Raw genomic sequence first — 19,347 nt, 5'->3', positions numbered from 1 at the left:
CTCCCTTTTGTGGTTCTGGTTGAATTAAAACGCCTTTGGAATGAACCCGATTTTTTTCATAACTTTGTTCAGGGTCCTTGTGGAAATGGCAAGCGCTTTCTGCGCACCTTCTGTATAGCACTTTTCAAGGAAATCTTTGTTTTTAATGTAGTCTGCATAGCGTTCCTGAATCGGGCGCAGATGCTCGATGACCGCTTCGCCCACGGCGGTTTTGAAATCGCCGTAGCCTTTGCCCTCGAATTCCGCTTCGATCTGCTCGTCGGTTTTGCCGGTGATGCAGGAGTAAATGCCGATCAGGTTGTTAATTCCGTCCTTGCCTTCAGCACGGCATACGTGGGAATCACTGTCCGTTACCGCACGTTTGAATTTACGTAGAATGTCTTCCGGCTTATCCAGCACGGCGACATAAGCGTTGGTGTTTTCATCGGATTTGCTCATCTTTTTAGACGGGTCCTGAAGCGACATGACCCGCGCACCCTGCTTTGGAATGTAGGCGTCCGGCACGGTGAAGGTGGGGCTGTAAGCGCTGTTGAAGCGCTCCGCAATGTTGCGGGTCAGCTCCAGATGCTGTTTCTGGTCGGCACCCACGGGAACCAGATCGGCCTGATACAGCAGAATATCTGCGGCCATCAGGCTGGGGTAGGTGAACAGGCCGGCGTTTACGTTGTCGGCGTGTTTGGCGGATTTATCCTTGAACTGCGTCATACGCTGCAGTTCGCCGAACTGGGTATAGCAGTTCAGTATCCACGCAAGCTGTGCGTGGGTGTTTACATGGCTTTGAATAAAAAACGGACTTTTTTCCGGGTCGATGCCGCAGGCCAGCAAAAGCGCATAAGCTTCCAGCGTGTGGCGGCGGAAGTCGGCCGGGGTCTGCCGAACCGTAATGGTGTGAAGGTCGGCCAAAGCGAAAATACAGTCGTATTCATCCTGCAGGGTAATCCAATTTTTTAGCGCGCCCAAATAGTTCCCGAGCGTAATGGTTCCGCTTGGCTGAATGGCGCTGAAAATTACTTTTTTGCGTTCCGTATTTTCTGTTTCCATGGTGAGTGCCTCCGTATCTGCATTTCAATCTTTATTGTAAAAAATTCAAAAGAAAAGACATGAGTTGCTGAAATCCGTTCCAGCCGAACGGAAATATTACAAAATTTCCTTTGCCAAGTCGCCCAAAATGTGAATGCCGCGTTCCAGCTGTTCGTCCGTCGGGGTGGAAAAGTTGATGCGGAACGACTGGCAGGGAAGAGTTTCATCCGTTAGGAACGCGTTGCCCGGCACCACGCATACCTTGCGCAGAACAGCCTGTTTGCAAAAGCCGGGCATATCTGCACCGTCTGGCAGGGTACACCATAGGAAAAGGCCGCCCTGAATGGGGTGATAGGTTATGGCAGCGGGGAAGTAGCGCCGGATAGCGTCTGCGGCAACCCCGTATTTTTTTCGGTAGATGGCGCGCAGGCGTTCCAGATGCGCGTCAAAGTCATAGTTGGAAAGAAATTCACTGCAAAGCATCTGCGCCCAAATGTTGGTGTGCACGTCGCTGCCCTGTTTGCAGACCACCATTTTCTGAATAATCGGCTGTGGGGCAATGGCGTAGCCCACGCGCATGCCGGGGGAAATCACTTTGGAAAAGCTGCCCGCGTAAATGACGATTCCGTCCTCATCGATGGATTTAATTGCTTCAATATGTTCCCCTTCAAACCGAAGGTCGCCGTACGGGTTGTCCTCCAAAATCAGCACATGGTACTTTTTCGCCAGCTCGTACAACCCGCGGCGTTTTTCCATGCTCATGGTTACGCCGGCTGGATTTTGAAAATTCGGAATGGTGTAGATGAACCGAACGCGGGATTCCTCTTTCAGCGCCCGCTCCAGCTCTTCCAGATTGATTCCGTCCGGTTCCACCGGAATTCCGCGCAGGCGTGCCCGGTAGGAGCGGAAGGTGTTCAGCGCGCCGATAAAGCTTGGAGCTTCGCACAAAACCACGTCGCCTTCGTTGCAAAGGGATTTTGTGGCAAGGTCCATTACCTGCTGAGCACCGCTGGTGACCAGCAGCATGTCAAAATCGCGGCCGATATGGTGCTTTTTCTTCATGTATTCGGTCAGCTGTTCCCGCAGGGGCGCGTAGCCCTCGGTGATGCTGTACTGGAGTGCATCAATGGGGCGTTCCACCATCAGTCGCGCGGAGATTTCCGCCAGTTCCCGGGTGGGGAAGGCTTCCGGCGCAGGGTTCCCTGCGGAAAGCGAAATGACGGCGGGGTCTGCCGCATATTTGAAAATTTCCCGGATGGCCGACGGTTTCAGCGTCAGCACACGGTCGGAAAAAAAGTAATCCATTTCAGTCAGCTCCGATCCAAACAAAATAGGGGTCGCATTTTTTCCTTGCAAAATGTGGGCCAAACCCCGGCCCACAAGCAGTTTTCAGAAGAAAGGTGCGGTAAGAGAAATCTGCCATTCTTATGTAATATTTTTTATTTTACCACAGAATGGGATGTGTGACCATAGTGTGTTTTTATTTTTTCCTCGATGGCCGTGTATAGCGTTGTTTTTACAAACAACGACCGGAAAAAACCTTATAAATATGAAAATCTTCAATAAAATGATGGAAAAGGAAGCAAACCGCCAGAATATTACAACACGTTATGACAATTCGTAACATATACATATAGTATAATTATATTTACCAAAAAATGGACAAGTATCCATGAATGTGTATCCAAATATTTTATGGCGGTGATTTTATAATGGATAGAGTTAAGACCCGGAAAATCAATTTTGCGGAGGTTGCTGCGGCGCCCGCAAAAGTGGTGGCAAGGCAGCTGGTTTACTTTACTGTTGGGCTGCTTTGTGCGCGGGGGATTGTCTTTGGAAAGTATGCGCCGTTTGGGGTTGCGGCGGTGGCAGCCTGCCCGTACTCTACCCTTTGGAGCGTCATACTTGGCACGGTAGCGGGGTATCTGCTGCCGTCCACCGCGTCCGTTCCGGTGCATTACATTGCGGGCGTGCTGGCGGCTGCGGCGATTCGCTGGACGCTGAACGATTTGATGAAGCTGAAGACGCACCCGGCGTTTGCGCCGCTAACGGCTTTTCTGCCGATGCTTGCAACAGGGCTGGCCATTCTGTTCGTCAACGGCTCCGGTACCGCCACGGCTGCCATGTATTTGGCCGAATCCCTGCTTGGAGGCGGTATGGCATATTTTATGTCCCGCTCGTTTGCTGTTGTGGAATCCGGTAAAAAAGCCGGGGAACTGACCCCGCAGGAAGTGGCCTGCCTTGCACTTGGAACAGGCGTGCTTCTGCTTTCTCTTTCTGCGCTTACCATCGGGCCGGTCTCCATTGCACGGGTACTTGCTGTGATTGCGATTCTGTTCGCTGCGCGGTATGGCGGTGTATCCGGCGGGAGCGTGGCGGGCATTGCCGCCGGCGTGGTGTTCAGTTTGTCAACCTCGGGCCTAAACTACCTTTCGGGTGCGTACGCGCTGGGGGGCCTGATGGCAGGTCTCTTTTCGCCGGTGGGGCGTCTTGCTTCCGTCGCAGTGTTTATTCTGGCCAACGGGGTGGCGTCCCTGCAGGTGGGCAGCCAAACGGCAGTGCTGAACGGTCTTTACGAGGTGATGGCCGCAACGGTGGTTTATATTGCCCTGCCCAGCCGGCTTGGGCTGCCGCTGGTCGGGCTGTTTTCCCGCACGGATGACAACGCGCGAGCCGATGGGCTGCGCCGCTCCGTCATTATGAAGCTGGACTACGCCGCGAAAGCGCTGGGCAGCGTAACGGAAACGGTGGAGGATGTTTCCAAGAAGCTTTCCGTGGTTTGCGCCCCGGACATTAACGGAGTGTATAAAAAGGCGATTGATACGGTCTGCGGCAACTGCGGACTGAAATACTATTGCTGGGAACGGAATTACAACGAGAGCATGAATGCGTTCAATGACCTGACGGAAAAGCTGAGAAGCAGGGGCTATATTGAACGGGAGGATTTTCCTGCTCAGTTTGCCACCCATTGCAGTCGTATGAATTCCGTTGTAAATTCCGTAAATGAGATTTACCACGATTTTACCATTCGGGATGCAGCGGAAAGCCGGGCGCGTCAAATCCGCAGCATGGTTACCGACCAATTTATGACAACCAGCAACATGCTGGAGGATATGGCGAGCGAACTGGAGCTGTATGAACGCTTCGACTTTACCGCTGCGCAGAGGGTGAATGATGTGCTCCGCAGCGCAGGCATTCTGCCGATTGACATCAGCTGCCGCACCGACCGTTTCGACCGGATGTCCATCGAAATTATCGCCGCTCCGGCAGAGGGGGTTCGCCTGAATCGTGCCCAGCTGACCGCTGAAATTTCCCGCGCGTGCGGAAGAGTGTTTCAGCAGCCCTGTGTCAGCCTGGTCAAGGGAAAGTTCCGGATGCAGATGAGCGAGATGCCGCTTTACCGCGCGGTGACCGGTTGTGCTCAGCACTCCTGTGGGAACGCACAGCTTTGCGGCGACAGCTGGGAATGCTTTTCCGACGGAAACGGCCGTCAAATTACTATGGTCTGTGACGGCATGGGAACTGGTGGACGCGCGGCGGTGGACGGTGCTATGGCAAGCGGAATCATGTCGCGTATGATTAAGGCCGGAATCGGGTTTGATGCGGCGTTGAAAATTGTAAACTCGGCTCTGATGGTCAAATCGGGCGATGAATCGCTTTCCACCATTGACCTTGCCGCTGTGGATTTGTTCAGCGGCAGCGTAGAAATTATGAAGGCCGGAGCGCCCATCAGCATCCTGAGGAAAAACGGACGTGCGGTAAAAGTGGACGCGCCCAGTCTTCCTATCGGCATTTTGAACGACACGAAGTTTGCGAAAGCATCGGAAACGCTGGAGGAAGGGGATTTACTGGTACAGCTTTCGGACGGCGCCCTTGCTGCGGGCGATGAATGGGTTTGCAAAGTCATTGAAACATGGAATGGACAGGTTCCGCAGGAGTTGGCCGAGGAACTGGTTTCCCAGGCGATTTCCCGCCGCAGCGACGGCCATGATGACGACATTACCGTTTTGGTTTTAAAGCTGTTTAAGCGGGAATAGAGCGTGGACAAGCGGGAAAATTAAAAGTGAACCAATTGAAACAACGGTTAAATTCCTGATACAAAACTTGCATCTCGCTTCCTGATGGTGTAAGATGATACTGCACACAGGGAGCTGAAAGGAAAGCCGGATTCCCGGAAAAGTGGGTTTCGGCTTATGATCAGGAGGTATTCTATATGCGCAACCGATTCAGAAAATTCATGATTGTATGTCTTGCTTTTGCTATGATTTTATCGCTTTCCGCCTGCAATAAACCCGATCAGACACCGAGTTCTCCCTCTTCTTCCTCGCAAGCACCCTCCAGCCCGGTATCGTCGGAGGAATCTTCGTCTTCTACCACATCCGTGGAAGCGGCTTCTTCGCAGGTGTCTTCCAGTGAGACCTCCCAGTCTGCTTCTTCGGCGAACGAAGAACAGCAGAAGGCCATGCTGCAGAACATGAAGAAGGCGGCTCAGGAAGGAAAAGTCCTAAACATTGATTTTGCTGTGAAAACCAATTTGGTGGACGAAGTGCAGGAAAAATGGGGTAAAGAAGATAAGTCCGAGTATATTGCCGCCGCAAAGGGTACTTATGTGACTTATGCCAAGCATAACGCCGTGTTCGGCTTTAACAAGGGCTCTCAGCTATTTGAAGTGCGTTCTACGGACAGCACACTGAAGAACATTACGCTTTCTCAGACGAAAGCAGTTTTCGGCAAGCCAGATTACGACAACAAGGGCTCCAACGAAGAAATCATTGGGTATGTCATTACAAAGGAATTTAAAATTCTGATGGTGTTCCCAACGGCCAAATCGGGCGAAGACCCAAAACTGGACCATTATTCCGTATTCTACCCCGATGGAACGGTGAATTCCATGGCAGATGATCCCGGCAGGCAGTGGTAATCATAAAATTAAAAATCCAAAAATAAAAGGAACTGCCGCAAGGCAGTTCCTTTTTTGTAGAACAGCATTTTATATTCCGAATAGTGTTTCCGCGTTGCGGCGGGTGAGCAGAAGAAGTTCCTCCGGTGTCGTGCCGCGGATTTCCGCGATTCGGCGGGCAACCCAAGCAATCAGGGAAGAGTCATTTCGCTTGCCGCGGAATGGAACGGGTGCCATATACGGGCAGTCCGTTTCCAACAGAAGCCGTTCCGCCGGTACCGCCGCGGCAACTTCGACCGGGACGCGTGCGTTTTTGAAGGTGACCGCGCCGCCAAGGCCGATATACATTCCCAGGCGAAGCACTTCCTTCGCCATTTCTACGCTGCCGGAAAAGCAGTGCACCACACCCTTCGGGCGGTGTTTGCGCAGCAGCTCCATGGTGTCCCCATGTGCTTCGCGGTCATGCACAATAATGGGCAGATCGCGGGCTTTCGCCAGCTGAATCTGTTCTTCGAAAAGCTGAATTTGTTCTTCGCGCGGTGCGTTTTCCTCAAAATGATAATCGAGCCCGATTTCGCCCACGGCCACGATTTTTGGGGATGAAAGAAGCACTTCCAGCTGTTCCATGGCATCGGCGGGCGCATCCTTAACGCATTCGGGGTGAATACCCGCCGCCGCATAAAAGTAGGGATATTTCGCCGCGAGTTCGATGGACGCGCGGGAAGAATCTAAATCCGAACCGCAGTTTACGACATTGCAGATGCCTTTTTGCGGCAGCTCCGCGAGGAACACTTCCCGGTCTTCGTCAAATGCCGCATCGTCATAATGCGCGTGGGAATCAAAGATATTACGATACTCCGCCATATCAGCGAATCCTGCTCCCTGCGGGGACGCCGTCCACAAACACAACCCGAACGTCGTTTTCGCCAGCGTCGGCGGCCAAAATCATACCCTGGCTTTCCACACCGCACAGAACGGCAGGCTTCAGGTTGGCCACCAGAATGATGCTGTGACCGATAAGGTCTTCCGGCTTGTACCACTGTGCGATGCCGGAAGCCACTGTGCGTTCGCCCGTACCGTCATCCAGCGTCAGCTTCAGCAGCTTTTTCGCGCGTTTGATTGGCTCGCAGGCTTTTATGGTCGCAACCCGCAGCTCCACCTTACTGAAATCGTCTATTCCGATTTGTGCAAGGCCCTCAATTTTTTTCGCTTCCGGCTGTGCCTTCGTGTTTTCTGCACTAGGGTTCGGAATCAGCTGGTTCAGCTCTTCAATTTCCTTTTCCACGTCGATACGCGGGAACAGGGTTTCACCCTTGCGAATCACTGCGTCGGTGGGAAGAACACCCCACTGTGCCGCAGATTCATACGTCACCGCCTGTGCCCCAACGCCGAGTTGGGCTTGAATCTTCGGTGCGGTTTCCGGCATGAAGGGGGTAATCAGAACGGAAACGATGCGCAGGCTTTCGCACAGGTTGTAAATGACCGTTGCAAGGCGCGCGCGTTTGCTTTCGTCCTTCCCAAGGGCCCAAGGCATGGTTTCGTCAATATACTTGTTCGTGCGGGCGATCAGCTTCCAGATTTCCGCCAGAGCGGTGCTGAACTGGTAGCTGTCGATTGCGGCGTCGCACTTGGCGCGGAGTCCCTTTGCCATTTCAATCAGTTCGTCGTCCACCGGAGCACTTTCCCGCTGTTCAGGAATGACCCCGCCGAAGTATTTTTCCGCCATGGCGGTGGTACGGGAAAGCAGGTTGCCCAAATCGTTGGCAAGGTCGGCATTAATGCGGTTAATCAGCGCTTCGTTGGTGAACAGCCCGTCCGCTCCGAAAGGAATTTCACGCAGCAGGAAATAACGGATGGCGTCTACGCCGTAGCGGTTGCACAGGATAACCGGGTCCACCACGTTGCCTTTGGACTTGCTCATCTTCGTGCCGTCGCCGAACAGCAGCCAGCCGTGGCCGTAAACCTGCTTCGGCAGGGGAAGATCCAGCGCCATCAGCATGGCGGGCCAAATGATGGTGTGGAAACGCACAATTTCCTTTCCCACAAAGTGAACGTCTGCGGGCCAGTATTTGCGGTAGTCAGAGTCGTCCTCCGAGCCGTAACCCATTGCGGTAATATAGTTGGTCAGTGCGTCCAGCCAGACGTACACCACATGCTTGGGGTCGAAATCAACCGGAATGCCCCAGGTAAAGCTGGTGCGGGATACGCATAGGTCCTCCAGACCCTGCTTAATGAAATTAATCATTTCATTTTTGCGGCTGTCCGGCTGAATAAAGTCCGGCTGATCCTCATACAGTTTCAGCAGGCGGTCTGCGTAATTGGAAAGACGGAAGAAGTAGGCTTCTTCGTTTGCCAGCTTGACTTCGCGCCCGCAGTCAGGGCATTTTCCATCTTTCAGCTGGGTTTCTGTCCAGAACGATTCACAGGGGGTGCAGTACCAGCCTTCGTATTTTCCTTTATAGATTTCACCTTTGTCGTACAGGACTTTAAAAATTTTCTGTACGGCCTTTACGTGATAATCGTCCGTGGTACGGATAAAACGGTCATTAGAGATGTTCAGCAGCTTCCATAAGTCCTGGAATCCGGCCACAATTTTATCCACGTATTCTTTCGGGGTAACCCCTTCTTTTGCGGCGTTAATTTCAATCTTCTGGCCGTGTTCGTCCGTCCCGGTCAGAAACATGACGTCATAGCCCTGCATTCGTTTGTAGCGCGCAATGGCATCGCTCGCGACCGTGCAGTAGCTGTGGCCGATGTGCGCTTTGCCGGAGGGGTAATAAATCGGCGTGGTAATGTAGAATGTTTTCTTTTCCATGATAAAGATCATCCTTTCGTTGCTGACCGGAAGTTTCCGCCGCTTTTGGCGGCCAGTGTTACGCCGGGAGCCGGATTCCCGTAAGGGAAAATCAGCTTTTTTCAGGACCGCTTGTCCATTCGCAGGATAAGTGATGAAAAATGATTTTCCCAAGCGCCTGAAAAACGGCTAAATCACCGGGTAAAGATTAACTTATTTATTATATCATTTAATATAACAGAAGAAAAGGCAAAAATACCCTTACCCGGTCACAAAGACTGAGTTTTTGTGGCTTTTTGCGGTACTTACCAAGGTTTCGCAGGATTAAAATGAGCCTCCGCTCATTGCAGGCGGAGGCTCACAGAAAATTCAGTTGGATTCGGTGTCCCCGGTTTGCCCGTAAAGGAATTCCCGGAGCAGGGCACTGTTTTTCGTCAGGTCGGGCACCAACACTGCGCCGACCCCTTTAACGGTTTTGTCCTCATAGGTTCCGGTGTTTGGCACATGCATGGTTTTCATCGGGTAGTTTGAAACCGGTCCTGCTATGGAGGCAAGGTACAACAGCTCGGCGTCGGTCAGGTTGGTTTTTACATACGGGAGATAGTCGTACATAATTTTGTTGACTTCCAGCGGATTCATGGATTTCATCTTTTTAATCATCAGTTCTACCACTTCACGCTGACGCCCAGTGCGGCCGAAGTCATCGTCAATTTCACGGATTCGCGCGTAATACAGCGCAAGCTTGCCGTTCAGGTGGTTTACGCCCGGTTTCAGATTGCTGCCCATATTCCGGTTTTCCGCCTCGCAGACAGCCTTGTCCATGTTAATATCAAGCCCGCCCATTTTATCAATGAGAGTCGCGAAATTGTCGCTGTTGATGGAAATGTATTTATCAATATTAATACGGTAGTTGTTTTCCAATGTCTGCATGGTCAGGGCGGCCCCGCCATGGGCAAAAGCCGCGTTCAGCTTGGCTTTCCCAACCGTTGGAATTTCCAGGTAGCTGTCGCGCAGGAAAGACACCAGACGAAGCGTTTTGGTGTTGTTGTCAATGGAAATCAGCATATTGGTGTCGGAACGCCCGTCCGAGCCGTCCTCGTTTTTGTCGATTCCAATCAGCAGAATATTAGTAATATTTTTGTCGGAGATCACGCTCCAGGTCGGCGCTGCTTTTGGTTGCTGCACGTATTTTTCTGTGTTGTCGTCCCCAGAACGGTCAAGCCGAGAAGCCATTAACACTGCGTAGCCGATTACGCCGATAGCAACGACCAGTAGGATGGACATGAATCCGATAAAAAACTTTTTCAGGCCTCCGCCTTTTTTTCTGCGCTTTTTTGTGCGGTAGCGGGAAGCATCCTGTGCAGCCGCGCTGCGGCTGCGATAAGGCTGCCGATCCACATAGTTGTAACGGTCGAATTCCTCTGTGTCATATGTGGCCCGGCGGCGGGTATTTTGCGGCCGGGAGTTGGAATATAGATCCCGCTGCGGCCGGTTTTTGCCGTTTCGTTTGTCCATGTTCAGTCACCATTTCTCCGTGCATTAAAGACGGTTTTTTGAAAGCCGGTTTCGCACGGAAGCCGGTTTTATTGGGAAACAGAATTTTTGGTACCATTCTTTTACAACATAACGTGACCAAATTGTAATAAAAGCAAATTGATACAAAAAGCAGTATCATTTTATTGCAAAATGAATCATCTGTCAACAGTTATGTAAACTTATGGCATTTTTGTAACTTATTTGAAGGATGTTTTTAATTTTAGATTGCAAAATAAAAAGGCCGGCGTTCTGCCGGCCAAGTGACAGCTGTTTCAGCAGCAGTTCATTAAATTGTTAAGCAGACTTTTCAGATAATAGTCCTTTGCTGCGGCGGCTGTTGCAAAATGGAGGTGTCGCTGGCATAGATACGATAAGCTCGCGCTCCAGTCATCCACCGTAAAATCCTCCGGATTTACCGAACTTACAATCCGGATAATCTCGGCACTGTTTTTTGCAAGCAGCAGGTCGGAAACATAGAGTCCGCTTTTCTCAGCTATATGGTCTATCAACCTTTCACTCATATGTATCTGCCTTTCTTCTGAATGCGTGGGATCTGTCGTATGGGAGCACGTGATTCCAATATGAAAATTCGTTTGCAGAACGCTGCGCGTGTTATACGGCAAATTTCGGTCAGGTAAAATATCCCAACCGCTTCTGAATCTCATTATAGTTTGAAAATAATAATAAGTCAACATTTTGATGTAAAAATAAGAAAATACGTGACTAATTCTGTCGATTATGGTGCTTTTTTGTAGACTGAATTTTAAATTTTTTCAAACGCAGCTGCCAATTTTCGCGCTTTTTCGGTCATTGACTTTAATGACATGCCTGTTATAATAGAAGCAACCCCTGTCCAAGGGAAATTCGATTTTTTCCGCGAAAAGCAGGACGGAATTAGGCGTACCGCCAAAGCTTCCGGCTTGCACCGAAAGGATGATCATAAAAATGAAATCTCAAAACAAGCCGGGGCGTCATCACGTCGATGGCCGCAGGCTGATTGTGCAGATTGTTGCGCTGCTGATTGTCCTGGTGATTATCGGCGGCACTTTGCTAGCCGCTTTATATTGAAATTTCAGCTTCAAAGTCGGATTCTGCTTTGGTTGAGAAAAGGGACAAATAACGGCAATGACAAGAGGGCAGTACCAAATGAGTTTTACTCATTTGGTACTGCCCTCTTGTGTTATGAATTATAAATGGAAAATTAATCTTTTCCTGCCTGAATAAAATCAATTCCCGTGCCATAAGGGTGGAACACGATACCGGTCACCCCTTTTGCGCAGGCATAGTAATGCTTTTCATAATAGAGCGGATAGAAAACCGCCTGTTCGTTCAGATACTTTTCCGCAGTTGCCAGGGCGGGAGCCGCCGCGCTGCCGGAAAGATTCTGTGCTTTGGTCAGCAGTGCGTCATAGGTGGCATCCGTCATTTTTGCCGGATTTTGAATTTCACCGCTCTTAAACAGGGACAGGAACGCCAACGGACCACTGCTTTCCGCGCGGACCGGGCATAAAGCAACCTGAAAATCCCCGGATTGAACGCGTGAAGTCAGCGCCGCTTCATCCATCGGGTTAATATTGAAGTAATTATTGAATTCACTGTTCCAGGATGCCAGCATTTCATTCAGCATTAGTTTTACATTCGCATCATCCGGGCAGAGCACGCTTAGGCTTTTCAGCTCCGGAAGGGAAAGCTCGTTCAGGCCGGCGGAAATCAGCGAGGAAACGTTTTTCAGCTGCTTCAGGTAAAATGGACCGCCCGCAAGGGAGCGGTAATTCTGACCGTTCAGTGTGGTGAACGGAGGAATAATATTTTCTGCCGCCGTCACGTGTTCCGGAAGATGCTTCAGAACGGACGTCCGGTTAATGGACTGGAGAAAAGCCTTTCGAATGTTTTTGCTTTTCATCACGTCGGACTGTGTGTTAAAGCAAAGTCCCCAGGTCGTATCTTCAAAGGAAGTCAGCGTACAACCGATTTCTTTAGCCCGCTGGGCATCCGAGGCGGAAACCGCGATTGCGTCGACTGTTCCGCTTTTTAAGGCAGCCACCGGGTCGGTGATGGCGTTATCTTTGTTGGCAATGCTAAATTTCAGGGTGGAGGGCAGGGGAGTGCGGTAACCGGAATAGGAGGAAGAGCGGACCAGATTCAAATTATTCCCGTGATCCCATCCGTATTTTCCATCGATTACGAAAGGCCCGTTCCCAAGCAAATATTTTCGTTCCAGCCCGTAGCGTCCCTGTGTGCTTTCAAAAAATTTCTGATTGCAGGGCATGAAGACCGCAGAAGCGGTCAGGGATGGAAAATCGGGGTAGGAATAATTCAGCTGAACTACCAGTGTGTGGGCGTCTTTTGCCGTGACACCAAGCTGGCTGGCCGGCAGTTTGCCCGAATTTACCTCTTTCGCATTTTTCATGCAGAACATGGAAGAATTCGTTTTTGACCCGGTTTCGGGCAGCAGGGCACGCTGGAATGCATAAACAAAATCATTCGCCGTAACGGGAGTTTCCTTGTCCGACCACTTCGCATTGCTGCGCAGGGTAAACGTAAACACGGTGTGATCCGCGTTGCTTTCCCATTTTTCCGCTACGCCCGGGTAAGGCTTCTGGTTGGCGTCCAAACGCACCAGTCCCTCGAAAAGTGCCTCGACCGCCAGAATGGAGGAGGAATCGGAAGCAATTTGCGGATCGAGCGTTTTCGGCTCCGCTTCCAGCTGAAACGCAATGGATTTGTTGGCGTTGGGCGCTTCTTTTTTTCCGCACGCCGAAAAGGAAAATAAAGCAAACAGTATTGTAAGGCAGAGAAGAACCGCCGTAAACCTCTTCATTGGGGAATCACCTCTATGTATCATCACATGCGTTTTATTTTATCATTTTTTCCATGCGATTGCAATGAAACAGCCGAAAGGGAAAAATCCTCTCGCATGGCATCCTTAATTTATGTACAGATCAGCGGAATTATCAGTCGTTCTGGTGAAAAGAAAGGAGGAAGATTCTTCCCAATGCGATGGGACATGGAATGAAAAAAGCGGGCTGCTTCGCTTGAAGCAGCCCGCGGAACCGTCTCGGATTTATTCGATAATGCTGGTGCCGGTCATTTCCTTCGGCTGGGGAAGATTCATGATTTTCAGCATGGTCGGTGCAATGTCCGCCAGCTTGCCGCCTTCTCGCAGCTTGCAGGGATACCCGACGACACAGAACGGAACCGGATTGGTGGTGTGTGCGGTAAACGGAGAGCCGTCATCCTCGTACATTTTGTCCGCATTACCGTGGTCGGCGGTAATCAGTGCCACGCCGTTCATCTTCTGAATGGCGTCGATTACGCGGCCAACGCACTTGTCCACGGCTTCTACCGCCGCTTTCGCCGCGTCGAACACGCCGGTGTGGCCGACCATGTCGCAGTTGGCGAAGTTCAGAATAATCACGTCGTACTTGCCGCTTTCAATGCGCTCTACCACGTTGTCGGTGACTTCATAAGCGCTCATTTCCGGCTTCAGGTCGTAAGTCGCAACCTTGGGGGAATTGACCAGAACGCGGTCCTCGCCTGGGAACTGCTTTTCCACGCCGCCGTTGAAGAAGAACGTTACGTGCGCGTACTTTTCTGTTTCCGCAATGCGCAGCTGGGTCAAGCCGTTTTTGGAAACGTATTCGCCAAAGGTGTTTTCCAAAGACTGGGGCTTAAATGCCACCTGTACATTCGGCATGGTCGCGTCATACTGCGTCATGCAGATATAAGTGAGCGGGAAGAAGCCGTTTTTGCGCTCAAATCCCTTAAATTCCGGATCGACGAATGTGCGGGTGATTTCACGGGCACGGTCGGGGCGGAAATTAAAGAAAATAACGGAATCATTCGCTTTAACCGTTCCTTCTTTGTCGCAGACGGTCGGCACGACGAATTCATCAGTTACTTCGTCACGGTAGGAAAGCTCTACGGCTTTCACCGGGTCGCTGTTCTGGATGCCTTCTCCATAAACCATGGCGGCATAAGCTTTCTCGACACGCTCCCAGCGGTTGTCACGGTCCATTGCATAATAGCGGCCCATTACGGTTGCAATTTTGCCTACGCCGATTTCATTCAGCTTGTCCTGGCACTCCTTGACAAAGTCTACGCCGGAAGAAGGGGGTACGTCGCGGCCGTCCAGCAGGGCATGAATATAAACCTTTTTCAGGCCCTGGCGTTTGGCCAGTTCCACCAGCGCATACAGGTGGGTATTGTGGCTGTGCACGCCGCCGGAGGAAAGAAGGCCGATCAGGTGCAGTGCAGAGTCGTGCTCCTTCGCGTTTTGAACTGCGGACAGGAGCGCCGGATTTTCAAAAAAGTCGCCGTCCTGCACCGCCTTAGTAATGCGGGTCAGTTCCTGATAGACAATGCGGCCCGCGCCGATGTTGGTGTGGCCAACTTCGGAGTTGCCCATCTGCCCGTCCGGAAGACCCACGTCCATGCCGGAAGCGCCGATTTGTGTAATGGGGTTGCTTGAAAAAATCCGGTCGAGGTTCGGTTTGTTTGCGGATTTAATGGCGTTGCCGTACTCCGTGCCGATTCCGAATCCGTCCAGAATCATAAGGATCAAAGGTTTCTTCATCTGATTTTCTCCTGTTGTGGATTGTGATTGGTTTATTTTAGCGGCTGGCTGCTTTTACGATTTCTGCAAAGTCAGCGGGTTTTAGGGAAGCGCCGCCAATCAGACCGCCGTCTACGTCGGGCTGGTCAAGCAGTTCTTTTGCATTTTTGGCGTTCATGGAACCGCCGTACTGAATGGTGAGGCCTTCTGCCGCAGCGGCGTCGTAAAGATCCTTTACGGTCTCGCGGATGACAGCACAGACTTCGTTGGCCTGCTCCGCGGTTGCGGTTTTTCCGGTGCCAATGGCCCAGACCGGCTCATAGGCGATGATGATCTTTTTAAGTTCTTCTTTGGAAACACCGCCGAGGGCGATTTTGGTCTGCATGGAAACCAATTCCGCGGTAATGCCCTGTTCGCGCTGTTCCAGATATTCGCCAACGCAGAGGATCACGTTCAGGCCGCTGTCCAGTGCCGCACGCACACGCTTGTTTACCGTCACATCGGTTTCACCAAAATAGGTTCTGCGTTCGCTGTGGCCGATGATAACATACTGTACGCCCATGGAGGTCAGCATGTCGGCAGAAATTTCGCCGGTAAATGCACCGCTCTTTTCCCAGTGGCAGTTTTCTGCACCAACGCCGATGTTGGTACCTTTGGTGGCTTCGAGTGCAACGCTCAGGTCCACATAAGGAACACAAACGACAACGTCGCAGTCTGCATCTTTTACCAGCGGCTTAATGCCTTCAATCAATTCTTTTGCCTCTGCGGGGGTTTTATTCATTTTCCAGTTGCCGGCAATGACGGCTTTTCTCAGGTTTTTGTTCATGATAGGTACCATCCTTTCGCTTCCGGTTCAAGTTTCGTCGGATTTTGCAGGCCCGCTGCCGCCGAACGCAAACGGGCTTTCGTAATAGTTGAAATGCGGCAGCAGTGCTGCCGCATTTGCGAAAACAGGCGAAGCCTGCTTATTTGTCGTTCAGACAGGCAATTCCGGGCAGTTCCAGACCTTCGAGGAATTCGAGGGAAGCGCCGCCGCCTGTGGAGATATGGGTCATCTTGTCAGCAAAGCCGAGCTTTTCAACCGCAGCAGCGGAGTCGCCGCCGCCGATGATGGAAATTGCGCCGCTTTCTGCAACTGCTTTCGCAACGGCAATGGTGCCGGCAGCAAAGTTCTCCCATTCGGAAACGCCCATCGGGCCGTTCCAAACTACCGTGCCGGAGCCTTTGATCGCGTCTGCGAACAGTGCAGCGGTCTTGGGTCCAATATCCAGGCCCATCCAGCCGTCCGGAATTCGGTCGGAGTCAACCAGTTTGTGCTCGGCGTCCGGTTTGTATTCGGTGGCAACCATGTTGTCGACCGGGATCAGGAACTTTACGCCCTTTTCCTTTGCCTTAGCCATCATATCCTTCGCCAGTTCCACCTTGTCGCTTTCACAGATGGAAGTGCCGATGGAATAACCGAGTGCGTTCATGAAGGTGTAAGCCATGCCGCCGCCGATGATCAGGGTATCAACCTTTTCCAGCAGGTTGTTGATTACACCGATTTTATCGGAAACCTTCGCGCCGCCCAGAATCGCAACAAACGGGCGCTTCGGGTTGTTCAGGGCGTTGCCCATGATGGTGATTTCCTTCTGAATCAGGTAGCCGCACACAGCGGGCAGGTAATTTGCAACGCCGGCGGTGGAAGCGTGCGCGCGGTGCGCCGTTCCGAATGCATCGTTGACATAAATCTCAGCAAGGGAGGCGAGCTGTTTGGAGAACTCAGGGTCGTTCTTTTCCTCTTCTTTATGGAAGCGGACGTTCTCAATGAGTTCGACTTCGCCGTCCTTCAGGGAGGCGGCAATGCTCTTTGCGCTTTCGCCGATTACGTCGGTAGCCATTTTTACTTCCTGACCCAGCGCCTGGGAAAGGTATTTGGCAACCGGTGCAAGGGAATACTTCATGTTGAATTCACCCTTCGGCCGGCCGAGGTGTGAGCAAAGGATGACCTTTGCTTTATGATCGATCAAGTATTTGATCGTTTTTAACGCCTCATTGATGCGCTTCGGGTCGGAAATGTTTCCTTCCCCGTCGAACGGAACGTTGAAGTCGCAGCGAACGAGCACGCGTTTTCCCGCAACATCAATGTCCTCCACGGTCTTTTTGTTGAGATAATTCATGATTTGCACTCCTTTATAATGATGAAATGGAAATCTTTGTTTAACCTTTGACATTATACACTAAAATATTCCGCATTTCAAGCTGTCGGGTCCCGGTTTCATGCGATGAAAAGCACTTTGTGAAAAAGATCACCATTTGTAATTGCGCAGCTGCCCCTCGCAGAGAAGCTCCGGATAATTCCACTGGCGCAGTACTTCATACACGCCGATGGCCACGGAATTGGACAGGTTCAGGCTGCGTGCGTCGGGATGGTTGAGCATGGGAATCCGCACGCAGGTGTCCGGGTTATCGTGAAGCAGTGATTCCGGCAGACCGGCGGTTTCTTTCCCGAATACCAGGTAGCAGTTGTCCGGGTAAGAGATTTCGGAATGAATGTGTCTTGCTTTGGTGGTGAAGTAATAAAAGTTTCCCGAGTTTTTTTCAAAAAATTCGGGAAGACTGTCATAATAAGTGATATCCAGCAAATGCCAGTAATCGAGCCCGGCGCGTTTCAGCTTTCGGTCGTCAATTTGAAAGCCCATCGGCCCCACCAGATGAAGGCGGGCGCCGGTCAGGGCGCAGGTGCGCGCCACGTTGCCGGTATTTTGTGGAATTTCCGGTTCAACCATTACGATATTCAGGGTAGACATGTACGAATAAGCTCCTTTATTATTGGAATTATTTTTCTCAAATAAACGGGAATCCGTCGGGAACCCTATGTAAAGACCTTAGTTTGATCGATTAGGGAAATCGGTTTGAAACAATCGAATTTTCAAACCGACCGACCCGATTCGGAAGGGAAAGGTCAAAACTTTCAGCTTGCAGCGAAAGGATGGTTACCACAATGAGCAAAGCAAAAATGGGGTTGATTCGTGGAATCGGCATCGGGATTTTAACCGGCGCGGCCGTTTCTGCGGCAACCGTATCCATGATGAAGTCCAATAAACGTTTCCGTAAGAATGCGAATAAAGCGGTTCAGGCCGTTACCGATGTGATTGATAACGTCGGGGAAATCATTCGCTAAGCGGAAGGTTCGATCAGTTGAGGCAAATCGGCGGGGAGGCCCCCGCCGATTCGTTTTTTGCGAAAAAGTTATAATTACGGCAGTGCGGCATCCACAACCTGCGCAGGTTCCGGTGAACTATTTTCCGCTGGCAATGACACTGTACATATGGAACATGGGCATCACAATGGAAATCACCACGGTTCCGACAATCACTGCGATGAGAATTGTCATGGCCGGCTCGAGCATGGAGGTCAGTTTCTTGGTGGAAGCGTCCGTCTGCTCTTCGTACAGTCCTGCCATTTTATCCAGCGTTTCGAACAGCATGCCGGACTCCTCCCCAACCTGAACCATGGACACGAGCAGCGCGTCAAAAACGGGGAATTTTGCCATGGAAGCGTGGATGGAAGAACCCATCTTAACCTCGGCGGCAACCTGGGTCAGCTCTTCCTTTAAATAGCGGTTCGGAATCACATTGCGGGAAATTTCAATCGCGCGCACGATTTCCACACCGGCTTCCACCAGGGAGGACATAATACGGCAGAAGCGTGCAATATAGGATTGGCGCAGAAGGGGGCCGATTCCGGGAATGCGCAGCTTCATGCGGTCGGTGGCGATGGAAAACGCCCGGTTGTATTTCTTTAACAGGCGGTAGGAAAGAATCACCAGAAAAACGGCAATCAGAATCCAATACCAACGCGTTACAATAAAGTTTGAAACGGCCATGACAAAGCGGGTCAAAGCAGGCAGGTCGGCACCAAACTGGAGAAATACCTGTTCAAAGCTGGGCAGTACCACTGCGTTCATAATGACACTTAACGCGAGGGTGAGAACCAGCAGAAAGATGGGGTAGCCCATTGCGCCGCGCAATTTGGAAGTCAGTGCGATTTCCTTTTCCAAAATTCCGGCGCAGCGCTCAAAGGCGGTATCCAGCCGTCCGTTTGCCTCACCGGACTGGATGATATGGACGATGATTTCCGGAAAAGCCCGGAACTTAGCCATTGCGGCGGAAATCGGCGTGCCGATGTAAAGGTCGTCATTCATCTCTGTCAATATTTTTTTAATCTTTTTATCGTGCTCCCCGCTGATGAGTACACCCATTGCCATAGAAAGGGAAACGCCCGCTTTCATCATAATGCCCATCTGGTGCATTATGGCGAGCAGCTTTTTTTTCGGTATTTTTGCCTTATGAATATCGGATGAGCCGACTTCCGTCTGCCAGATGGAAGTCGGCTGGTAATTCTTTTCCAGCAGGGCGGTCAGCTCAACTGCAGTCAGCTGCTGTTCCTGCAGCAGGGTAATGGCCTGCGCCTTGTTTTCTGCACTGATTTGCCCGCGCATCTTCCGGTTTTTTGTGTTGACCGCCGTATAAAAATACTGCAAAAGGCGTACCTCCCTTC

General features: G+C 51.3%; 16 protein-coding genes. 4 read left to right on the top strand and 12 right to left on the bottom strand.

Going from position 1 to position 19,347, the window contains the following annotated elements; translation table 11 throughout:
• Positions 1 to 24: 24 nt before the first annotated feature.
• Together trpS and ACSVDI_RS12215 are read right to left on the bottom strand one after the other, a co-directional pair.
• Positions 25 to 1,041 carry a tryptophan--tRNA ligase gene (gene trpS / locus ACSVDI_RS12220; RefSeq protein WP_457943271.1) on the bottom strand — a complete coding sequence of 339 codons (1,017 nt, stop codon included), beginning with the start codon at positions 1,039 to 1,041 and terminating at the stop codon, positions 25 to 27.
• A gap of 96 nt (positions 1,042 to 1,137) precedes the next feature.
• Positions 1,138 to 2,325 (bottom strand): aminotransferase-like domain-containing protein, encoded by a 1,188-nt coding sequence (locus tag ACSVDI_RS12215; RefSeq protein WP_457943269.1) that lies wholly within the window; start codon positions 2,323 to 2,325, stop codon positions 1,138 to 1,140.
• 407 nt (positions 2,326 to 2,732) lie between these two features.
• Here ACSVDI_RS12215 and ACSVDI_RS12210 point away from each other — a divergent pair, with 407 nt between their 5' ends.
• A complete protein-coding gene (locus tag ACSVDI_RS12210) occupies positions 2,733 to 5,057 on the top strand; it encodes a SpoIIE family protein phosphatase (protein ID WP_457943267.1) in 2,325 nt (774 codons plus the stop codon).
• A 176-nt stretch (positions 5,058 to 5,233) separates the two neighbouring features.
• Positions 5,234 to 5,941 (top strand): YjgB family protein, encoded by a 708-nt coding sequence (locus tag ACSVDI_RS12205; RefSeq protein ID WP_457943265.1) that lies wholly within the window; start codon positions 5,234 to 5,236, stop codon positions 5,939 to 5,941.
• A gap of 69 nt (positions 5,942 to 6,010) precedes the next feature.
• On the opposite strand, the gene ACSVDI_RS12200 is transcribed toward ACSVDI_RS12205, so the two are convergent.
• The 4 genes from ACSVDI_RS12200 to ACSVDI_RS12185 form a co-directional block, all read right to left on the bottom strand.
• Entirely contained in the window at positions 6,011 to 6,784 is a 774-nt protein-coding gene (locus ACSVDI_RS12200; protein WP_457943263.1) for a TatD family hydrolase, read from the bottom strand.
• A 1-nt stretch (position 6,785) separates the two neighbouring features.
• Positions 6,786 to 8,735, bottom strand: a complete 1,950-nt coding sequence (gene metG / locus ACSVDI_RS12195; protein WP_457943261.1) for a methionine--tRNA ligase — start codon at positions 8,733 to 8,735, stop codon at positions 6,786 to 6,788.
• A 348-nt stretch (positions 8,736 to 9,083) separates the two neighbouring features.
• Positions 9,084 to 10,229, bottom strand: coding sequence for an LCP family protein (locus ACSVDI_RS12190; protein ID WP_457943259.1), 1,146 nt, complete (start codon positions 10,227 to 10,229; stop codon positions 9,084 to 9,086).
• 293 nt (positions 10,230 to 10,522) lie between these two features.
• Complete coding sequence (locus tag ACSVDI_RS12185; RefSeq protein ID WP_457943257.1) at positions 10,523 to 10,771, bottom strand: hypothetical protein; 249 nt, start codon at positions 10,769 to 10,771, stop codon at positions 10,523 to 10,525.
• A gap of 424 nt (positions 10,772 to 11,195) precedes the next feature.
• On the opposite strand from ACSVDI_RS12185, the gene ACSVDI_RS12180 reads away from it, so the two are divergent.
• The gene (locus ACSVDI_RS12180; protein ID WP_457943255.1) at positions 11,196 to 11,318 is read left to right on the top strand and encodes a hypothetical protein; all 123 of its coding nucleotides are present in this window, start codon (positions 11,196 to 11,198) and stop codon (positions 11,316 to 11,318) included.
• 133 nt (positions 11,319 to 11,451) lie between these two features.
• On the opposite strand, the gene ACSVDI_RS12175 is transcribed toward ACSVDI_RS12180, so the two are convergent.
• From ACSVDI_RS12175 to ACSVDI_RS12155, 5 genes are all read right to left on the bottom strand, one after another.
• The gene (locus ACSVDI_RS12175) at positions 11,452 to 13,071 is read right to left on the bottom strand and encodes a peptide ABC transporter substrate-binding protein (protein ID WP_457943254.1); all 1,620 of its coding nucleotides are present in this window, start codon (positions 13,069 to 13,071) and stop codon (positions 11,452 to 11,454) included.
• Between the two features lie 243 nt (positions 13,072 to 13,314).
• On the bottom strand, positions 13,315 to 14,826 hold the full coding sequence (gpmI, locus tag ACSVDI_RS12170) for a 2,3-bisphosphoglycerate-independent phosphoglycerate mutase (protein WP_457943252.1): 1,512 nt from the start codon (positions 14,824 to 14,826) through the stop codon (positions 13,315 to 13,317).
• Between the two features lie 37 nt (positions 14,827 to 14,863).
• Complete coding sequence (gene tpiA, locus ACSVDI_RS12165; protein ID WP_457943251.1) at positions 14,864 to 15,631, bottom strand: triose-phosphate isomerase; 768 nt, start codon at positions 15,629 to 15,631, stop codon at positions 14,864 to 14,866.
• Positions 15,632 to 15,770: 139 nt separating this feature from the next.
• Positions 15,771 to 16,964: a phosphoglycerate kinase gene (locus tag ACSVDI_RS12160; RefSeq protein WP_457943249.1), complete on the bottom strand. Its 1,194-nt coding sequence runs from the start codon at positions 16,962 to 16,964 to the stop codon at positions 15,771 to 15,773.
• A 129-nt stretch (positions 16,965 to 17,093) separates the two neighbouring features.
• Positions 17,094 to 17,594: a tRNA (cytidine(34)-2'-O)-methyltransferase gene (locus tag ACSVDI_RS12155; RefSeq protein ID WP_457943248.1), complete on the bottom strand. Its 501-nt coding sequence runs from the start codon at positions 17,592 to 17,594 to the stop codon at positions 17,094 to 17,096.
• A 194-nt stretch (positions 17,595 to 17,788) separates the two neighbouring features.
• Between ACSVDI_RS12155 and ACSVDI_RS12150 the strand changes: the two genes are divergently transcribed.
• Complete coding sequence (locus ACSVDI_RS12150) at positions 17,789 to 17,968, top strand: hypothetical protein (protein WP_457943247.1); 180 nt, start codon at positions 17,789 to 17,791, stop codon at positions 17,966 to 17,968.
• A 117-nt stretch (positions 17,969 to 18,085) separates the two neighbouring features.
• On the opposite strand, the gene ACSVDI_RS12145 is transcribed toward ACSVDI_RS12150, so the two are convergent.
• Complete coding sequence (locus tag ACSVDI_RS12145; protein ID WP_457943245.1) at positions 18,086 to 19,330, bottom strand: type II secretion system F family protein; 1,245 nt, start codon at positions 19,328 to 19,330, stop codon at positions 18,086 to 18,088.
• Positions 19,331 to 19,347 lie beyond the last annotated feature (17 nt).

This window comes from Caproiciproducens sp. LBM24188 (assembly GCF_054130445.1).
Note: the sequence above shows the minus strand (reverse complement) of the source record. Positions and strands in the feature narration are given on the sequence as shown.

What these genes read in the sequence shown, in the direction of transcription:
- trpS (WP_457943271.1), bottom strand. Translation starts at nt 1,041, where the DNA reads ATGGAAACAGAAAATACGGAACGCAAAAAAGTAATTTTCAGCGCCATT.
- ACSVDI_RS12215 (WP_457943269.1), bottom strand. Translation starts at nt 2,325, where the DNA reads ATGGATTACTTTTTTTCCGACCGTGTGCTGACGCTGAAACCGTCGGCC.
- ACSVDI_RS12210 (WP_457943267.1), top strand. Translation starts at nt 2,733, where the DNA reads ATGGATAGAGTTAAGACCCGGAAAATCAATTTTGCGGAGGTTGCTGCG.
- ACSVDI_RS12205 (WP_457943265.1), top strand. Translation starts at nt 5,234, where the DNA reads ATGCGCAACCGATTCAGAAAATTCATGATTGTATGTCTTGCTTTTGCT.
- ACSVDI_RS12200 (WP_457943263.1), bottom strand. Translation starts at nt 6,784, where the DNA reads ATGGCGGAGTATCGTAATATCTTTGATTCCCACGCGCATTATGACGAT.
- metG (WP_457943261.1), bottom strand. Translation starts at nt 8,735, where the DNA reads ATGGAAAAGAAAACATTCTACATTACCACGCCGATTTATTACCCCTCC.
- ACSVDI_RS12190 (WP_457943259.1), bottom strand. Translation starts at nt 10,229, where the DNA reads ATGGACAAACGAAACGGCAAAAACCGGCCGCAGCGGGATCTATATTCC.
- ACSVDI_RS12185 (WP_457943257.1), bottom strand. Translation starts at nt 10,771, where the DNA reads ATGAGTGAAAGGTTGATAGACCATATAGCTGAGAAAAGCGGACTCTAT.
- ACSVDI_RS12180 (WP_457943255.1), top strand. Translation starts at nt 11,196, where the DNA reads ATGAAATCTCAAAACAAGCCGGGGCGTCATCACGTCGATGGCCGCAGG.
- ACSVDI_RS12175 (WP_457943254.1), bottom strand. Translation starts at nt 13,071, where the DNA reads ATGAAGAGGTTTACGGCGGTTCTTCTCTGCCTTACAATACTGTTTGCT.
- gpmI (WP_457943252.1), bottom strand. Translation starts at nt 14,826, where the DNA reads ATGAAGAAACCTTTGATCCTTATGATTCTGGACGGATTCGGAATCGGC.
- tpiA (WP_457943251.1), bottom strand. Translation starts at nt 15,631, where the DNA reads ATGAACAAAAACCTGAGAAAAGCCGTCATTGCCGGCAACTGGAAAATG.
- ACSVDI_RS12160 (WP_457943249.1), bottom strand. Translation starts at nt 16,964, where the DNA reads ATGAATTATCTCAACAAAAAGACCGTGGAGGACATTGATGTTGCGGGA.
- ACSVDI_RS12155 (WP_457943248.1), bottom strand. Translation starts at nt 17,594, where the DNA reads ATGTCTACCCTGAATATCGTAATGGTTGAACCGGAAATTCCACAAAAT.
- ACSVDI_RS12150 (WP_457943247.1), top strand. Translation starts at nt 17,789, where the DNA reads ATGAGCAAAGCAAAAATGGGGTTGATTCGTGGAATCGGCATCGGGATT.